General features: G+C 41.7%; 16 protein-coding genes. 9 read left to right on the top strand and 7 right to left on the bottom strand.

Translation table 11 applies throughout. The features are described from left to right. Nucleotides 1-18: 18 nt before the first annotated feature. Nucleotides 19-1305, top strand: a complete 1287-nt coding sequence (gene hemL, locus HNW13_RS01330; protein ID WP_192114386.1) for a glutamate-1-semialdehyde 2,1-aminomutase — start codon at nt 19-21, stop codon at nt 1303-1305. A 323-nt stretch (nt 1306-1628) separates the two neighbouring features. After that, a complete protein-coding gene (gene nhaD / locus HNW13_RS01325) occupies nt 1629-2876 on the top strand; it encodes a sodium:proton antiporter NhaD (protein WP_192114385.1) in 1248 nt (415 codons plus the stop codon). A 79-nt stretch (nt 2877-2955) separates the two neighbouring features. Here nhaD and HNW13_RS01320 read toward each other — a convergent pair whose 3' ends face one another. After that, nucleotides 2956-4125: a general secretion pathway protein GspB gene (locus HNW13_RS01320; protein WP_192114384.1), complete on the bottom strand. Its 1170-nt coding sequence runs from the start codon at nt 4123-4125 to the stop codon at nt 2956-2958. After that, nucleotides 4125-5792 (bottom strand): ExeA family protein, encoded by a 1668-nt coding sequence (locus HNW13_RS01315; RefSeq protein WP_192114383.1) that lies wholly within the window; start codon nt 5790-5792, stop codon nt 4125-4127. Before HNW13_RS01315 ends, HNW13_RS01320 begins: the two co-directional genes overlap by 1 nt. Nucleotides 5793-5922: 130 nt before the next feature. Between HNW13_RS01315 and HNW13_RS01310 the strand changes: the two genes are divergently transcribed. Then, the gene (locus HNW13_RS01310) at nt 5923-7167 is read left to right on the top strand and encodes a multifunctional CCA addition/repair protein (RefSeq protein ID WP_192114382.1); all 1245 of its coding nucleotides are present in this window, start codon (nt 5923-5925) and stop codon (nt 7165-7167) included. Between the two features lie 268 nt (nt 7168-7435). Next, the gene (locus tag HNW13_RS01305; RefSeq protein ID WP_011638433.1) at nt 7436-7702 is read left to right on the top strand and encodes an Lpp/OprI family alanine-zipper lipoprotein; all 267 of its coding nucleotides are present in this window, start codon (nt 7436-7438) and stop codon (nt 7700-7702) included. A 586-nt stretch (nt 7703-8288) separates the two neighbouring features. Here HNW13_RS01305 and HNW13_RS01300 read toward each other — a convergent pair. From HNW13_RS01300 to folB, 4 genes are all read right to left on the bottom strand, one after another. Beyond that, nucleotides 8289-9137, bottom strand: a complete 849-nt coding sequence (locus HNW13_RS01300) for a putative RNA methyltransferase (RefSeq protein WP_101088827.1) — start codon at nt 9135-9137, stop codon at nt 8289-8291. Nucleotides 9138-9242: 105 nt separating this feature from the next. Further along, nucleotides 9243-10043: an undecaprenyl-diphosphate phosphatase gene (locus HNW13_RS01295; RefSeq protein ID WP_101088826.1), complete on the bottom strand. Its 801-nt coding sequence runs from the start codon at nt 10041-10043 to the stop codon at nt 9243-9245. Nucleotides 10044-10077: 34 nt separating this feature from the next. Continuing rightward, on the bottom strand, nt 10078-10593 hold the full coding sequence (folK, locus tag HNW13_RS01290; protein ID WP_162023710.1) for a 2-amino-4-hydroxy-6-hydroxymethyldihydropteridine diphosphokinase: 516 nt from the start codon (nt 10591-10593) through the stop codon (nt 10078-10080). Nucleotides 10594-10630: 37 nt separating this feature from the next. After that, on the bottom strand, nt 10631-10984 hold the full coding sequence (folB, locus tag HNW13_RS01285; protein ID WP_011638438.1) for a dihydroneopterin aldolase: 354 nt from the start codon (nt 10982-10984) through the stop codon (nt 10631-10633). Nucleotides 10985-11235: 251 nt separating this feature from the next. On the opposite strand from folB, the gene plsY reads away from it, so the two are divergent. After that, nucleotides 11236-11856 (top strand): glycerol-3-phosphate 1-O-acyltransferase PlsY, encoded by a 621-nt coding sequence (gene plsY / locus HNW13_RS01280; RefSeq protein WP_192114381.1) that lies wholly within the window; start codon nt 11236-11238, stop codon nt 11854-11856. 75 nt (nt 11857-11931) lie between these two features. On the opposite strand, the gene tsaD is transcribed toward plsY, so the two are convergent. Next, nucleotides 11932-12948 carry a tRNA (adenosine(37)-N6)-threonylcarbamoyltransferase complex transferase subunit TsaD gene (tsaD, locus tag HNW13_RS01275; RefSeq protein WP_101088822.1) on the bottom strand — a complete coding sequence of 339 codons (1017 nt, stop codon included), beginning with the start codon at nt 12946-12948 and terminating at the stop codon, nt 11932-11934. A gap of 695 nt (nt 12949-13643) precedes the next feature. Between tsaD and rpsU the strand changes: the two genes are divergently transcribed. From rpsU to rpoD, 4 genes are all read left to right on the top strand, one after another. Continuing rightward, nucleotides 13644-13859, top strand: coding sequence for a 30S ribosomal protein S21 (gene rpsU, locus HNW13_RS01270; RefSeq protein ID WP_006080725.1), 216 nt, complete (start codon nt 13644-13646; stop codon nt 13857-13859). A 7-nt stretch (nt 13860-13866) separates the two neighbouring features. Beyond that, entirely contained in the window at nt 13867-14310 is a 444-nt protein-coding gene (locus tag HNW13_RS01265) for a GatB/YqeY domain-containing protein (RefSeq protein WP_192114380.1), read from the top strand. Between the two features lie 89 nt (nt 14311-14399). Further along, complete coding sequence (gene dnaG, locus HNW13_RS01260) at nt 14400-16127, top strand: DNA primase (RefSeq protein ID WP_192114379.1); 1728 nt, start codon at nt 14400-14402, stop codon at nt 16125-16127. A 150-nt stretch (nt 16128-16277) separates the two neighbouring features. Further along, nucleotides 16278-18113 (top strand): RNA polymerase sigma factor RpoD, encoded by a 1836-nt coding sequence (rpoD, locus tag HNW13_RS01255; protein WP_101088819.1) that lies wholly within the window; start codon nt 16278-16280, stop codon nt 18111-18113. Nucleotides 18114-18273 lie beyond the last annotated feature (160 nt).

Genomic DNA, 18273 nt, shown 5'->3' with positions numbered 1-18273 from the left:
CAATATTAAGGATTAGACATGACCCGTTCCGAAGTTTTATTTGAACAGGCTAAAAAAACCATTCCTGGTGGCGTTAACTCACCTGTACGTGCCTTTAATGGTGTCGGTGGTTCACCTTTGTTCATTGAAAAAGCTGATGGCGCTTATATTTTTGATGCCGATGGCAAAAAGTATGTCGACTATGTGGGTTCATGGGGACCGATGATTTTAGGCCATAATCATCCTAAAATTCGTCAAGCAGTGTTAGCTGCTGTCGAAAACGGCTTATCATTTGGCGCACCGACTGAACTTGAAGTAAAAATGGCTGAAAAAGTCATTTCAATGGTGCCATCGATGGAACAAGTTCGTATGGTAAGTTCGGGCACCGAAGCTACCATGAGTGCAATCCGTTTAGCCCGTGGATTTACTAACCGTGATGATATTTTAAAGTTTGAAGGTTGCTACCACGGTCATGCTGACTGCTTGTTGGTTAAAGCGGGATCAGGCGCATTAACGTTAGGCCAGCCAAGTTCACCTGGTATTCCAGAAGACTTTGCCAAGCACACTTTAACCGCGACGTATAACGACCTTGATTCTGTGCGCGCTATATTTGAACAGAACCCAGACAATATCGCTTGTATCATCCTTGAACCTGTTGCGGGCAACATGAACTGTATCCCGCCAGTAGAAGGTTTTTTACAAGGCTTACGTACAATTTGTGACGAATTCGGTGCATTATTGATTATCGATGAAGTGATGACGGGCTTTCGTGTCTCTATGAGTGGCGCACAAGGTCACTATGGCGTAACGCCAGACTTAACCACACTTGGTAAGGTCATTGGCGGTGGCATGCCTGTAGGCGCATTTGGTGGCCGTAAAGACGTTATGCAATTTATCGCACCAACAGGTCCAGTCTATCAAGCGGGTACATTATCCGGTAACCCAATTGCAATGACTGCCGGTTTAGCGCAAATGGACGCTTTGTGTGAACCCGGTTTGTATGACGCCCTTGCAGACAAAACTAAACGTGTTGCTGAAGGCTTTAAAGCCGCAGCAGACAAACATGGTATTCCATTAAATATTACTTATGTGGGCGGCATGTTTGGTTTCTTCTTTACTGAAGATAACACGCCAATGACGTCATTTGCCCAAGTCACAAAATGCAACATGGAGCATTTCCGTCATTTCTACCATGCCATGTTAGATGAAGGTATTTATTTAGCGCCAAGTGCTTATGAAGCAGGCTTCATGTCTATGGCTCATGGTGATGCTGAAATTGAATATACTTTAGCTGCTGTTGATCGCGTTTTTGCGGCAATGAAATAGCTCAACTTCATCAGTTAACCTCTTTTTAGGTTAAGCAAACTGTTGGTAACAAAAATAGGATAAATAACTACGTTGTTTATCCTATTTTTATTTATGTTAACAAATTCCTATTACCTTTCTCTGTGTTAATTATTTTATCCACGACTTTGGTCGATAATTGACGAAAAAACTGTGATCTATATTGCGAAAATGCCCGTGGTGTGATGTGATCGCCCCGCCAAACGGAAAGCTTAATTGAACCTTAAAAAAAAGGCTGAATTAGGTTAGCAAAAATTCATGGTAATGATGTTGATTACCTACAACACAAAGTTGGAATTGCAGTCATGCTACATACCTTTCTTATCTCACTTGCAGTGCTTGCGCTGTTAAGTATCGTGCTCGAAGAAGTTACCCATATTAATAAAGCCAAAACCACCCTGTTCCTTGGCTGTATTGCTTGGATCACCTTATTTATTGCCTCTGGTAGCCCAGAGAAAAGTAAACTGGTCGGTGAAGAACTCAATGAAAACTTATTAGAAATTGCCACCTTATGGCTGTTTTTAATGTCTACTATGACCTTTGTTGCTTACCTTAACGCTAAAGGTATGATCCAAGTACTGGTGCAAAAAATATTTCCGCAGCAAGTATCTGTTCGCATGTTGATGATACAAGTTGGGATGTTTTCGTTAGTACTGTCGACTTTTTGTGACAACGTGACAGCCACATTGGTGTCGTTAGGTTTACTGACCACCTTTAATTTAGACAAACAAATGCGTCGCCGTATGGCAGTGCTCATTATCTTTGCGGTGAACTCTGGTGGGGTTGCATTAATCACCGGCGATGTAACGACTCTGATGATTTTTCTTGCCGGTAAAGTGCATATTTCTGAATTATTAATTCTGTTCATTCCTGCCAGCATCAGCGTTATGATCCTAGCAATATTGTTCTCACTCAAAGCCGAAGGGCAAGTGAGCACATCGCCAATTGAGCAAAACTACAATACCGTTGATATCGTCATTGGCTTGATTTTCTTCACCACCATCGTATTAACCATGGTACTTAACGTGCTGTTTGGTATTCCACCGGTATTGACCTTTTTATTCGGTTTATCAGTAATGTTCTTAGTCGGCACTACCCATAAGAGTAAAACCGAAGAAGTTCAGGTATTAGAATACATTCGCCAAGTTGAGTTCGATACCCTGCTGTTCTTCTTAGGTATCTTGTTACTGGTTGGTATGCTTAAAGAAATTGGTACGCTTAACCTATTAACAGAAGTCTATGGCATGTATAACCCAAGCATTTCTAACTTCTTTACCGGTGTCGGTTCTGCATTATTAGACAACGTGCCACTAACTGCAGCATTATTAAAAGCAGATCCCGTACTGACAACAGCACAATGGTTAGGCTTAACTTATTCGGTTGGTGTAGGCGGATCGTTATTAATCATCGGTTCGGCATCTGGCATTATCGCGATGAGTAAAGTTGAAGAACTGACATTCGTAAGCTACTTAAAATATGTTCCAGCATTACTATTATGCTACTGCATAGGTTATGGATTAACGCTGTTTTTAGCCAATAACATTCACGGCTAATATTTAGTACGAGAGTTTTTCAGATAAAACAAAGGCGCTAATAGCGCCTTTGTTTTATGCCTAACATCCCAACATCGCCTTAAATTGCTGGCACTCTAAATTGCTCACCATCAATTTCTAATACGATATCTCGAGGCCGAATTTCTACAATCGTCAGCTTATTCTTGATCATATCGCCCTGCTGTAATTCAACCCCATCGACATTTAACCAACGATTACTGGGTGTTGATGAGTACACATGAGCATTAATATTAAACTCCGGTACTTGCAACTGCACACTCGCGGGTAAGTCACCATACTTAGGAATTTGCTGATTGGAAGGTCGAGGGATAGGATCTAATTTTGCTGACGTCACTTGCTGATTCGCCGACTGTTCATATTCAACGTCTTTAAGCGCAGTTTCAAACGCAGCAATCAAATTACTCTGCTCTTTAATTGATGGTGCTTTAACAGAGGCAAAATCGACGTCTTCTGCGGCAGCATTTACTTGCAAGCGCAATGCCTCAAGCTCTGCTAAACCTCGGCGATTAGCCTTAGCACCCAATGCAATGGCTTCTTGCTGCTGCGCCTGTTGACGATTGCTCTCTTGTGTCTGATATTCATCAACGCTGCTATCTTGCCCGCTTTGATAATTATCCTGTTCATAACCTGCTTGCTGCTGATAGCTTGGTTGCTGAAAATTGGCTTGTTGAGCGTTGGTTTGTTGAGAGTTAAATTGCTGAGAGTTGAATTGCTGGGAGCTAGCTTGTTGAAAACTGCGCTGGCCATCATTTGCTTGCAGATATGGTTCATTCACACCAGAAGACTCAGCGTAACCATTGTTATTATAACTTGCCGCTTGCGTGTTCATTGCATTCGTATTGAAAGGTTTGGCAATAGGTAATGCCACCTTACCCGCTAAACGAATATCATCGTTATTTTGTACCGCAGATTCATTTTTGTTACCGGCTAATGCTTCAGGTGTTTTATGTGGTGTAACAACAGCAACTGGCGCCGTGACAGTTTGTTGTGCATTAACGCCATTATGCTGGATAGTTGATAACGATGCAGACGGTGACTGTAATAGCACACTCATGCCCCATGCAGCGCCAATGCCCAAAGCAATGGCTACAGCCAATACACTATACTTATTCAACTTATTTGAGCTGTTAGATTGCGATGTATATTGAGGCGGCTGCGTCGACATAATATCGACAACATCACCTTGTTGCTGCTTTTTACGGTTAACCGCATCCAATAGAATTGACATTAACTGCGCACCTCAGAGGTACTTAAACGAGGGCCTTGCTGGCTCAGATATAAGTTAAGCTGCACCAAAGTCTGATTGCCTGCTATACCGTCTGGCTTTAACCCATGCTGACGTTGAAAATTCATTAATTGTTGTTCTAAATCACTATCAAACTGCGTCAGTAGCCGTGCACGTCGCTTGTTGACTAACGCTAAGCTATTTTCGAGCCATTGCACTTGTGCCAAGCTAGAGGACTGACCAATCTCACGCGGCAAGACACTGTCTGGTTGCCACAAAATTTCAAAAGTGCCGCTAAAGTGGCGGTCAAACCAATCTTTATTCACCCAAAATTGTTGCTCGCCCAGTTGCAATAAAATCTGTTCGGCTTGACGCTCAACAATTACGCCATAAAACACGTTCGTTTGCGTATCTTGCAAGTAAACAACTGCGGGGTAATTAAGACGCATAATACTGTGCCAATTACCTTGTTGCTGATAACAGGCTAAATCTTGTTGCTGCGCAGCTTGGCAGGCAGACAAGCCGATAATAGGCTGTTTATTCCACAAGCCAAATAATCCGGCAAAGGCATTATCAATGCTACTGCTTTGTAGCATTGCTTGGCGCATAATTTGTTGTTGTGCATTGGCAACTGGAGTTGCTGCTTGTACTTGTTGAGTTTGTGCTGCTTGGTTTATCTGGCTAGGCATAACTGCAGGCGTTTGATTGGCTAAGCTAGATTGCGCTTGAACATCTGCTATCGCCGCATTCGCATTCATATTGTTTTCAATGGCTGAACGATTAAACAGATAAAATGATAAACCAAAAGCGAGCACCAACGCAGTAGCGGCAATAAATGGCCAGCGTTTATCGCCTGGTACATCAATATCACCCAATACTTCGACCGCAGCTTGATTAACCATTTTGTGATCAATCGGAACCTTAGCTTGTCCATAACCAGCCATTAATGCACGTTCACATAATAAGTTGGTTAAACGCGGAATACCGCCAGAATGTTTATGTAACGCGGTTATCGCCTTACGTGTAAATAGCGGCTCATGCCTACCGGCAACCTGCAAACGGTGCAACACATATAGAGCAATTTCATCTTTATTTAGCGGTAATAAATGATAGCGAGCGGTGATCCGCTGTGCTAACTGACGTAAGTCTTGACGTTTTAGCAGTTGTTGTAATTCTGGCTGGCCAATCAAAATCACTTGCAGCAGTTTTTTGGTGTTGGTTTCTAGATTGGTCAATAAACGCAGCTGCTCTAATACTTCCGAACGCAAATGCTGTGCTTCATCAATAATCAGCACCGTATTACGACCATTTTTGTGATTATTCAGTAAGTACATGCTGATTAAATCAGTCAACTGCTTTAACGTCGGATTTTCACCGTATTTAATTTCCAGCTCATCACATAGGGTGGCTAAGAGTTCAAGCTCTGTTAACGATGGGTTTAGAATAAACGCGGTGTCGGTATTATCGGGTATTTGTTGTAATAGACAGCGAGAAACAGTGGTTTTTCCAGTGCCGACTTCACCCGTTAATAATACAAAGCCACCGGTTTCACCTAGGCCGTAGGTTAAATGAGCCAACGCCTCACGATGACGGTCACTTAAGAACATATAATGAGGGTTAGGCGCGATAGAAAATGGATTATCGTTTAATCCATAGAAGGCTTTATACATTCGACCAAAAATCCTTATTTGAAACTGACGGCTCACGTTAATGCTTGTATGACAGCTTGTCAAAAGTTAGCCGTAAAAATCTAACTCTGATAAGATTTAAGCAACTTATTATTACACGTTGTGGTACGCCATGAAGATTTATTTAGTAGGCGGGGCCGTACGCGATACCCTTCTTAAACAAACTGTCGTTGATAAAGATTATGTGGTTGTTGGCAGCAGCGTAGAAGAAATGCTCACATTGGGTTATCAGCAAGTCGGTAAAGACTTTCCTGTTTTTTTGCACCCTAAAACTCAGCAAGAATATGCGTTAGCCAGAACAGAACGAAAAACCGGTAAGGGTTATCAAGGTTTCAGTTGTGATGCCAATAAAGATGTCACTCTCGCCGAAGACTTATTGCGCCGTGATTTAACCATTAATGCCATCGCGCAAGATGAGCACGGCACACTGACGGACCCGTTCCACGGTATTGCAGACATTAACGCTAAAATACTTCGCCATGTGTCAGATGCCTTTATTGAAGATCCCTTGCGTGTATTACGAGTGGCTCGTTTTGCCGCTCGATTTCACCACTTAGGGTTTACTATTGCACCTGAAACCTTACAGTTAATGACCGACATAGCTAATAGTGGTGAATTAGATCACCTCACCCCAGAACGCGTATGGCAAGAATGTGATAAAGCATTAAGCAGCCAAAGTCCGCAGGTTTTTTTCAATGTATTAAAGCAATGCCAAGCATTAACAGTGTTATTTCCTGAAATTGATGCGTTGTTTGGCGTGCCACAACCTGAAAAGTGGCATCCTGAAATAGACACCGGCATTCATACCCTCATGGTTCTCGAGCAAACGAGTCTGTTAAGTGACAACAAAGCAGTACGTTTTGCCGCTCTAGTTCACGATCTAGGTAAAGCGTTGACCCCAAAACAAGATTGGCCGAAGCATTATGGCCACGGGCAGAAAGGTTTGCCGGTCATTAAAAAGCTTTGTGAACGAATTAGAGTGCCAAACGAATACCGTGATTTAGCATTATTAGTCAGCGATCAACACCAAAACATTCATAACGCGTTTGAACTAAGAGCAGAAACCATCGTCAAATTATTTGATAAAGGTGATTTTTGGCGAAAACCTCAACGCTTAACAGAGCTACTATTATGTTGTCATGGCGACTTAAGAGGACGAACTGGATTTGAACAATCTTCCTATCCACAAGCCGAATATTTACTACATTGCTATGAGTTAGCGAGCAACGTCGATGTGCAATCGATTATTGCCGCGGGTTACCAAGGATCACAGATTAAAAGTCAACTTCAGCTAAATCGAGCCGAAACGATTAATAACTATAAAATACAATACATTGAAAGCAAGCAGCTACATTAGCTATTGCCTATTTAGGGTTTTATGAAAAAAAGCGGAAAAAAGCATTTTTTAACAGGGAATAAGCAATAAATCACTAAGATTTATATAAATTCGGCAATTAATGATGCTTTTGGCCCGGTAGACTTGCAATTTTCATTTATTTCGCTATTTTAAATGAACAATCTTATATTTGCCTATAGCAAATAAAAAAATCTGTGACATAATTACGCCGTTGCAAAGGCACATGCCGTTGCACTATTTAACAACCTATATATTAAGGGATTTACCCATGAACAAGAAAGTACTGATGATTGCTGGTGTTGCGATGACTGCTTTATTAGGTGGTTGTGCTAACACTACTGCTTTAGAAGAAAGCGTAGCAAACCTAGGTAACAAAGTTGATCAACTATCAGCACAAGTTGGTTCTTTAAAGTCTGAGCAAAGCAAGCTATCTGCTGATGTTAAAGGCGCTAAAGCTGCTTCTATGGACGCACAAGCCGAAGCTAAACGTGCTAACGACCGTTTAGACAACATGGCTTCTTCTTACAAAAAGTAAGAATAGTTATTAAAAATTAGCTTATTTACATAGGTTGATTATTAGGGCTTGATTGTTGATACCACTACTCTAAGTAGTACTTCAACATCAAGCCTTAATTATTTGTGCTTCGCGTAGAAAAGTAATAGTAAGCGGTATCAAGCGGTATCAAGCGGTATCAAGCGGTATCAAGCGGTATCAAGCGGTATCAAGCGGTATCAAGCGGTATCAAGCGGTATCAAGCGAAAAATCTAAACACCTACAGCTTCTCCACACCAGCTTTTTCGCTATTAATCTATACATTGTTCAACCAGTTAATCTTTCTAAACAATCTCACAGATATCATCTGGATTGACCATTAACACAAAGTTCAATCCTAGCATTAGCTCTTATAGCATCTAGCAGCGAAGCGCTCTAGCCCCTAGGCTTGTAAACGCGCTCACCGTTCGTTATAGCTTGTCATCACAGAAATCTTAGCACCAGCTCTTATAGCATCTAGCCGCGAAGCGTCCTAGCCCTTAGGCTCTAACGCTCTCACCGCACTTTCATCTTATCGCTTGTTATCGCTTTCCATCAGCTTTCACGTTTGTTACCTATTTTGCCATTTTTATAAACGTTTTTTGAGCGTTATAATCTGCCAGTCAAACTCTAGTTCACTAATTGCAGTAGATTTAACTTGATGCTTTAGCTGATCATTAGCACGCCAACCAAATACCGACATATCAAGCAATGTTAATGCCTGCTCACCGGTAACTGACTGAGTAAACACCACTTGTTGCTGTGCATCAATTTCCACATCATTGGGTAAATTTAACTGTAGCGGCTTTTCGACTAAGTCTGGATAAACTTGTTGTTTAATTTGCCATAAATGCCTAATACCAGGCTGCAACAATACAATTCGACCGTCATCTTTTAAAATCCGAATGCATTCTTTCCCTTTTAACGGTGAATCAAGAACCGTCACAATATCGACTGATTGCGAGGCAAAGGGCAATTTTTTTAACGCCAACAACAATAAATTCGCCGGTGTTTCAGATTTTGCCGCGGCAAAGATAGCATTTTCAGCATCGGTAATGCCCCAATGCTGACACGATACATTGGCTTCCACTAACGCAGGCACAAGCTGACGTAAATAATAACCATCAGCACATTGGTAATCGATATGCTGTAATTGTGTGTCACCATTAGAGGTAGAGGCACATAAGTCCAGCAATACTGTTTGAAGTTGTTTAATTAACGGTGCAAACAAGCCTGTTTCTAATAAAAAATGTCGCCCGCGCATTTGTTGGCGAGACTCCACTTGCGGCTTACTCTTGCCCTTTACGTTGCTCAGCAGTGGCCAGTAACCATTAGGGTGTTTATCAAAATGATGTTTGTTATCGCAATAAAATCCCGCTGAAGCTTGATGTTGATTTAGTGGAGCTGAACACACTGGACATAATAAAGATAAAGTCATAATTACACTGATAGTTAATTGAAAGACGGTAAAACAAACGGGTAGAAATACCTAGTGTGGTAAGCCTACCCGCTATGCAAATAAAAAGTCGCTTAAATGCTTATATTAAAGATAGAGTAATCCAAGCAATAACGCACCAAGAGCAAGGCGATATAATACAAACGGCGTCATGCCTATTTTGCTAATAAATTTTAAAAAGAAATGAATACATAAATACGCAGCAACAAATGATACAACAATCCCTAAACCAAGCGCTTGGTAATCGATAGGTGCAGGACTACTGACTAAGTCTTTGGTCACCAGTAACGCGGCACCAAAGCTAACAGGAACAGACATAAGGAATGAAAAGCGAGCCGCGGCTTCACGGGTTAGCCCTAACATCAGTGCTGCTGTCATCGTGGCGCCAGAGCGCGACGTGCCAGGTATTAATGCCATAGCCTGTGCTAAACCGATAAGCAAAGCCTTTTTCCAACCCATTTGAAATTCAGTTAACTGTGCTTTTGACATTCTATCTGCCGCCCACAACAGCAAACCAAAAACAATCGTAGTTATTGCAATCACTAAAGTATTTCTGAAATGGGTTTCAATAAAGTCTTTGGCAGTAAATCCGACAATAACAGCAGGAATAGTCGCTAAGATAATCCACCAAGCGAGTTTACTTTCTTGAGTTTGTTGCTTGCTAGCTAAACTGGTAAACCAAGCTTTTGCCAGTACAACAATCTCATGGCGAAAATAAATGACCACGGCAAATAAAGAGCCTGTATTAACTGCGACATCAAATGATAAACCTTGATCTGCCCAACCTAATATTTGTGATGGTAAAATTAAATGTGCCGAGCTAGAAATAGGCAAAAACTCCGTAAGCCCTTGGATTAATGCCAGCAGAATAACTTGAAACGTTTCCATATTTGTCCTTGTTAGAGATTAACTTATCGATTAGTTATAACGTGTTAATGGGTAATAGTTCTGGTGGGAACTCAAATACAATAGGCCACAATTGTTGACACTGTTTGTCATAATTCTGCCAAAGTGTTTGATAGCTTTGTAACGTCACCGGATGAGACAGATTAGGGACTAATTCTGCCAGAGGCCACAATACAAACGCATTAAACAAAATTTCGCCACGAGGCAATTCAACGGGGATGTCACAAATAACATCGTCATACAGCAATAAGTCAATATCAAGGCTCCTCGGGCTGAATTTTTTCTCACCTCGAATACGGCCATTGTCTTGTTCAATTTGCTTAAATGTCGCCACAACCTGTGCAATTGATAAATCGGTATCAGCCGCAGCCACCATATTTAAAAAATTAGTGCCTTTAAACCCTACCGATTCACTCTCAAAAACCCGTGATAATTGTAATGGGCCAAAATATTGTTGTAAATCAACCAAACCGGCTTTCAGGTGTTTCTCTGGCGAAATATTAGTGCCCAAACTTATGTAAATACGTGCCATTGACTGACCTAATGCTAAACAGTAAAAAAAATAACAGTTAAATGCTACCGCGTTCGATCTCGACACCGACAGAAACAGCATGAGGTATTGCACCTGGCTTCATCACAACCACTTTAACCCAAGGCACATTAAATTCGTCTTGCAAACAATGCGCAATCATTTCAGCAACAGTTTCAATCAGCTCTATCGGATTCTCAGTAATCAATGCCGTTAAACGATTTGATACCGTTTCATAACACAATGCATTTTCGTAACTATCACTAGCGGCCGCAAGACGATTATCCCATGCCATATCTAAATCGATAAGCAATGTTTGATGAAGTTTTTTTTCCCACTCATAGATACCAATAATGGTCTCTATCGCTAACTGGCGAATGAGTACTTTATCCATATAAATTCCTACCTTAACCGATGTAAAAAGACGTTAAGTTCATCCTAATCAAACTTTATTACCGATTATATGCCTAATATGCACATTTAAGCTTTTTCCTAATGAATTAAAGCAGTAGGATAGGCGCTGTTGTTCAATTAACATCAATTAAATGGTTAATGTTAACGCGAAGACAGCTTTAGTGGATACTAAAATGACTTGTCTTACAAATGAATGCGCGATGATACCCTAAGAAGAGTAAGGAAACCAATTTGAACGCCGTTACAGTCACCATTTTGATGATCATTACCGCCTACCTAGCGGGTTCGATCTCAAGTGCCGTACTGGTTTGTAAATTAAGAGGTTTACCTGATCCAAGAACCAGCGGCTCCGGCAATCCCGGTGCCACTAATGTGCTACGCATTGGTGGAGTTAGTTCTGCAGCGCTTGTGTTATTTTTTGACATGCTCAAAGGCGCCCTGCCTTCTTATCTGGGCTATAAAATGGGACTTGATGCCGCATCATTAGGTTTTATTGCTGTCAGCGCTTGCTTAGGGCATATATTCCCAATATTTTTTGCTTTTAAAGGCGGAAAAGGTGTTGCAACGGCCTTTGGTGCAATGGCCCCCATTGGCGGTGATTTAGCAATATGCCTAATCCTCACTTGGATTGTGTTTTTACTATTAACGCGTTATTCCTCTGTAGCCGCTATGGCAACCGCAACTTTAGCGCCCTTTTTTACTTGGTGGTTAGACGAACGTTTTATTCTGCCTGTTGCGATGCTATCAACCCTTATTTTAATCCGCCACAAAGACAATATTGGCCGTTTGCGCCATGGCGAAGAAAGTAAGGTCACACGAAAAAAATCCATAAAAAAACCCAACACCAAATAGTATTAGGTTTTCTTGGCGGCTTGAAAGTAAATCATTACTTTTAAGCTTACCGACTCAAACACGCTAACTCATCAATTAGTCTACTGCAGGCAGCGTATCCAAAGGCCATCTAGGCTGACCTTTAACCTCAAGCCCCTCTATATGCCCTGCACGTAAACGCTGTAATCCAGCGTAAGCAATCATGGCACCATTGTCAGTACAAAACTCCCCACGAGGATAAAACACTTGACCGCCTAACTTGGTCATCATCTCTGCCAATGTCTCACGTAAGCGAGTATTAGCACTTACACCACCGGCAATCACCAAACGTGTATAACCTGTTTGCTTCAAGGCTCGTTTACATTTTATCGCAAGGGTATCAACAACCGCTTCTTCAAATGCACGGGCAATATTGGCACGAGTCTGTTCATCATTTGGTTCTGCAGCAATCGTATTTGCGGTAAATGTTTTCAATCCAGAAAAACTAAAATCTAAACCTGGCCTGTCCGTCATTGGACGTGGAAATTTATACCCCGCAGGCAAGCCTTTCTGGGCTAATTTGGCTAAACGAGGGCCACCAGGATAATCTAATCCCATGAGCTTGGCGGTCTTATCAAACGCTTCGCCTGCAGCATCATCGACAGATTCACCTAACACTTGATATCGTCCAATGCCTTCAACTTGCACTAACATTGAATGGCCGCCAGACACTAACAAGGCTAAAAAAGGAAATTCAGGTGCATTTTCTTCCAGCATGGGTGCCAATAAATGTCCTTCCATATGATGCACACCGATCGCTGGTTTATTCCATGCATACGCTAAAGAGCGTCCCACACAAGCGCCAACAAGTAATGCACCTATTAGCCCAGGACCTTTGGTGTAAGCAACACCGTCGATATTATCTAGGCTTGAATTAGCCTCTGATAAAGCCTGCTTAATCAATGGCACAATTTTGCGAACATGATCACGAGAGGCAAGCTCAGGCACAACACCACCATAATCGGCGTGCAATTTAACTTGGCTGTATAGCACATGCGACAATAAGCCTAATTTATCGTCATACACTGCAACCCCAGTCTCGTCACAGGATGTCTCAATACCAATAACCCGCATAATCTCTCGTCTTCATTAAAAATAAGGCCGCCAATTCTACCCGTCTCAGCGTAAATACTCCAATGTTTAACGATTAAATACCTATCCTTATAAGTAAGCTTATAAGTAAGAGATCAACTCAAGACTCTGAACCAGCAAAACATAGATAACAAACCGATTTTAAACAGTCACAATTAGTGTTAAATACACTTACCAAGGGGCAACCATGATATTGTCCATGCGCGTTACCTAACAAAACAGGCACTGCAGTACAACTAACGGCTTAAACGAATAGACATATAACGGCTACTTTTTCTTAAATAACCTGAACTTAAGATAACAAATTCCTCCCAAACAGCCCTTTGCCTTGCTAACGTCGAGATTATTTACACAAGAAGACTTGCAATAATCCCGCTATTTGACGCGTCATTTCGCCTTGTTAGTAAAAAATGACAAGTTTGATAGAGGTTAATTACTAAAATTATGATATTTATAATTATATTCTCAACTCTATATCCCGAGTTCAGGTTAAATATTAAAAAAATGAAACAGTGGGCTATTTCCCCGAAGAGAAAATCAATCAGGGGTTTACAAATGGTCGCCGCTCGGTGTAAAATTCCGCACCATTTTAAATAGCCTTTGGTTTGAGTGAAGTCACTAAAAATGTTTAGTCGATTTAATCATCCAACATAACTACACCTAAGGGGTGATGGCGTATGCCAATTATTAAAGTACGTGAAAACGAACCATTCGACGTAGCTCTTCGTCGTTTCAAGCGCTCTTGTGAAAAAGCTGGTATTTTAGCTGACGTGCGTGCTCGTGAATTTTACGAGAAGCCAACTACTGCCCGTAAGCGTGCAAAAGCAGCTGCAGTTAAGCGTCTAGCTAAGAAGCTTTCTCGCGAAAACGCACGTCGCGTACGTTTATATTAATCTCATTATGAACTTAACCGATCAGCTAAAAGACCAAATGAAAGATGCCATGCGCGCTAAAGATAAAGTGCGCTTAGGAACAATTCGTATGGCACTTTCTGCCATCAAACAGATTGAAGTGGATACCCGCGAAACTCTGACTGATGAACAGACAATAGCTGTATTAACCAAAATGGTTAAACAACGCCGTGATTCGATTGCTCAATATGAAGCAGCGAATCGTCCGGAGTTGGCAGCCGTAGAAGCAGATGAAATTCGAGTTATCGAAAATTTTCTGCCTACACCGCTAACAGAAGATGAAGTAGCAGCGATTATCGATGCTACTATTATTGATGTTGGTGCTGCATCCATGGCGGATATGGGTAAAGTAATGGGAGCATTAAAAACTAAAGTTCAAGGCCGTGCAGATATGAGTGCTATTGGTGCAATGATCCGCGCTAAATTGAAGTAATCAATTTTTAATGTTGAATAAGCCGTGCACTTGCACGGCTTGTTTGTTTACATCAGTTGATAAAGTAAATTCGAGAACAACAGCAATCAATGGCGATACCTCGTGATTTTATCAATGAGCTAATAGCTCGAATAGACATAGTCGATCTCATTGACCGTAAAGTGCCGTTGAAAAAAGCCGGTAAGAACCATTCGGCTTGTTGTCCTTTTCATAGCGAAAAATCACCCTCTTTTACCGTCAGCAGAGACAAACAGTTTTACCACTGTTTTGGTTGCGGTGCCCATGGCAATGCTATTGATTTTGTCATGGAATATGATCGCCTAGAATTTGTTGATGCCATTGAAGAACTTGCAGGTCAACTTGGTCTTGCCGTACCACGAGAGCAAGGCACAGGAAAAAGGCCAGATCAAGGATTAAGTCGAGACTTATACGAACTGATGGAAGAAGCTAACCTCTTCTATCAAAGCCAACTTAGGCAGCATACAGACAAACAAAAAGTTGTCGATTATCTTGAATTTCGCGGATTATCGAGTGACGTTGTTGAGCAGTTCGGCATTGGGTTTGCACCCGATGGTTGGGATGGTTTACTGGGTCGTTACAGGCAAAATTTGCCCGCCCAAGATAAATTACTGACCGCAGGCATGTTAATTGCCAATGATAGCGGTAAACGCTATGACCGTTTTCGCGACAGATTAATGTTCCCAATACGCGATCGTCGTGGTCGTGTGGTTGGATTTGGAGGAAGAGTTTTGGGTGACGGCACCCCAAAGTACTTGAATTCTCCAGAAACGCCCATATTTCATAAGGGTAATGAGCTTTATGGTTTATATGAGCTAAAGCAAAAACACCGTGACCCACAACATGTGTTAATTGTTGAAGGGTATATGGATGTCGTCGCACTCGCCCAATTTGGGATTGATTATGCGGTTGCATCGTTAGGTACATCGACTACAGCTGAACAATTTCAGCTTTCAGTGCGTAGTGCAAAACAAGTGGTCTGTTGTTATGACGGTGACCGCGCCGGCCGCGAAGCAGCTTGGCGTGCACTAGAAACAGCGCTACCACTGTTAAAACCGGGTGACCAAGTCAAGTTTATGTTTCTACCGCAAGGTGAAGACCCTGACACTATGGTCCGCAAAATTGGCAAAGAAGCATTCGAAGCATTAATGCAAAAAGCCATGTTACTGCCCGAGTTTTTGTTTGACACATTAAGTGCTAACCACGGTACCGATAAAGGGGCATTAGCCAAGCAAGCCATTGCGCTAATCGAAAAGGTACAAGATACCGTCCTACAGAATTTACTGTTAGAAAATTTAGCACACAAATTAGGTATGAACAGTAGCGAAGATTTAAAGAAAAAATTAGGTTTTACTGTAAAACAGCCAAAACCGTTAAATGCGAAAGGCTTACAAGGTCGTGGTACGCCATTAAGATTGGCCATTGCCCTACTGGTCCAAAACCCAAGTTTAGGCTTTGGTTTGGCAAAACAGCCTGCACTAGATCGATTACAGATGACCGGCATAGAATTGCTCAATCATTTGTTAGATATAACTCGAGAGCAAACGTTAAACAGCGCACAACTACTTGAAATGCATAGAGAGCATAATCAAAAGAGCACTCTAATAAAGCTAGCCCAATGGGAACATCAAGTGGCGGATGAAAACGTATTGCCAGAGTTTAAGCAAACCCTGATTTGGTTAAACAACCAATATATTGAACAACGATATCAGGAATTAAGCCTAAAACAGGCTTTAACGAAAGTTGAAAAAATGCAGCTAACAAAGCTGATTTCTATAATGAAAGGCATAGCGAAGTAATACGCAATTTATTCGTGAAGAATATGCGTACAAACATTGCCATGGACTAGCTAAGGTTAGTCCACACAGCTATAATTGACGATTTGCGCGCCACTTAGCACAGCTAACTGGCCTATCGTTTTATCAGTTACCCAAAATTGGATGATATCTATGGATCACACTCCGCAGTCGCAACTCAAACTGTTGCTCGCTAAAGGTAAAGAGCAAGGTTACTTAACCTATGCAGAAGTGAACGACCACTTACCTGCAGACATGGTCGATTCCGATCAGATTGAAGATATTATCCAGATGATAAATGACATGGGTATCCGCGTTTTTGAAGAAGCGCCAGATGCCGATGACATGATGATGTCGGAAGACAACACAGACGAAGATGCTGCAGAAGAAGCAGCGGCAGCTCTCGCAACCGTAGAAAGTGAGTTAGGCCGAACCACAGACCCTGTCCGCATGTATATGCGCGAAATGGGCACGGTAGAGCTACTTACTCGCGAAGGCGAAATTGTTATTGCTAAACGTATCGAAGAAGGTATCAACACAGTACAGAGTTCTGTCAGTGAGTACCCTCAAGCGATCGCAATGATCTTAGAGCAATTCGATAAGTATGAAGCTGAAGAATTGCGCTTGTCTGATATTATCTCTGGATTTATCAATCCTGACGACGATGACGTCGCACCAACTGCCACCAATGTTGGTTCAGAATTAGCTGACTCTAAAAATGATGATGATGACGATGACGACGATGATGACGATGAGGAAGAGGAAGAAGGCAACAAAGGGCCAGACCCTGAAGAAGCCAAAGAAAAATTCACTCAACTCAGAGAAGCCTACGAAAAAAGCTTAGGAATTATTGCCGAAAAAGGCCGTGACCACCCTGAAGCGATTGGCTCATTATTTGTTATTGGCGAATTATTCAAAGAATTCCGTTTAGTACCTAAACAGTTTGACCGTTTAGTGAAAAGCATGCGCAACATGATGGACCGCGTACGAATTCAAGAACGTCTAGTCATTAAGCTTTGTGTTGAACACGCTAAGATGCCAAAGAAAAACTTTATTAAGGCTTTCACTGGCAACGAAACAAACTTAGATTGGTTTAACAAAGAAAAAGAAAGCACTAAGCCTTACGCTGAAGGTTTGCGTATGATCACCGATGACGTAACGCGTTGTGTGACCAAGCTAGGTGCTATTGAAGTTGAAACAGATTTAACCATCGCAGGCATTAAAGACATTAACCGTCGTATGTCTATCGGTGAAGCGAAAGCTCGTCGTGCGAAAAAAGAAATGGTTGAAGCTAACTTACGTTTGGTTATTTCTATTGCCAAAAAGTACACCAACCGTGGTTTACAGTTCTTGGATTTAATCCAAGAAGGTAACATTGGTTTGATGAAAGCAGTAGATAAGTTTGAATACCGCCGTGGTTACAAGTTCTCGACTTATGCAACGTGGTGGATCCGTCAGGCAATCACTCGTTCAATCGCCGACCAAGCACGTACGATCCGTATTCCAGTACACATGATCGAAACGATTAACAAGCTGAACCGTATTTCTCGTCAAATGCTTCAAGAAATGGGCCGTGAGCCGTCTCCTGAAGAATTGGCAGAACGTATGATGATGCCTGAAGATAAGATTCGTAAGGTACTGAAAATCGCTAAAGAGCCAATCTCAATGGAAACCCCAATCGGTGACGATGAAGATTCGCATTTAGGTGATTTTATCGAGGATACTACCCTCGAGCTACCACTTGACTCAGCAACTAGCGAAAGTCTAAAGAACGCCACACACGAAGTGTTAGCTGGCCTAACAGCCCGTGAAGCAAAAGTACTGCGTATGCGTTTTGGTATCGATATGAATACTGACCACACGTTAGAAGAAGTGGGTAAGCAATTTGATGTTACACGTGAACGTATTCGTCAAATTGAAGCTAAAGCGTTACGTAAATTACGTCACCCTTCTCGCTCAGAAATCTTAAAGTCGTTCTTAGACGAATAAGCTCACTGAAAAAATAGTATAAAAACCTGCTTCGGCAGGTTTTTTTATGTCCAAAAACGCAATAATTGCTTAACAGATAACCAATTGAAACAAGATAAGTAAATACAACTAAAAACACGGGTGACAAGTGCCAACAAACTTCGTATACTTTCCCCGCTTT

It is taken from the genome of Shewanella sp. BF02_Schw (assembly GCF_014596695.2).
Taxonomy (GTDB): domain Bacteria; phylum Pseudomonadota; class Gammaproteobacteria; order Enterobacterales; family Shewanellaceae; genus Shewanella.
The sequence above is the reverse complement of the archived record's forward strand: the minus strand, read 5'-3'. Positions and strand labels throughout refer to the sequence as shown.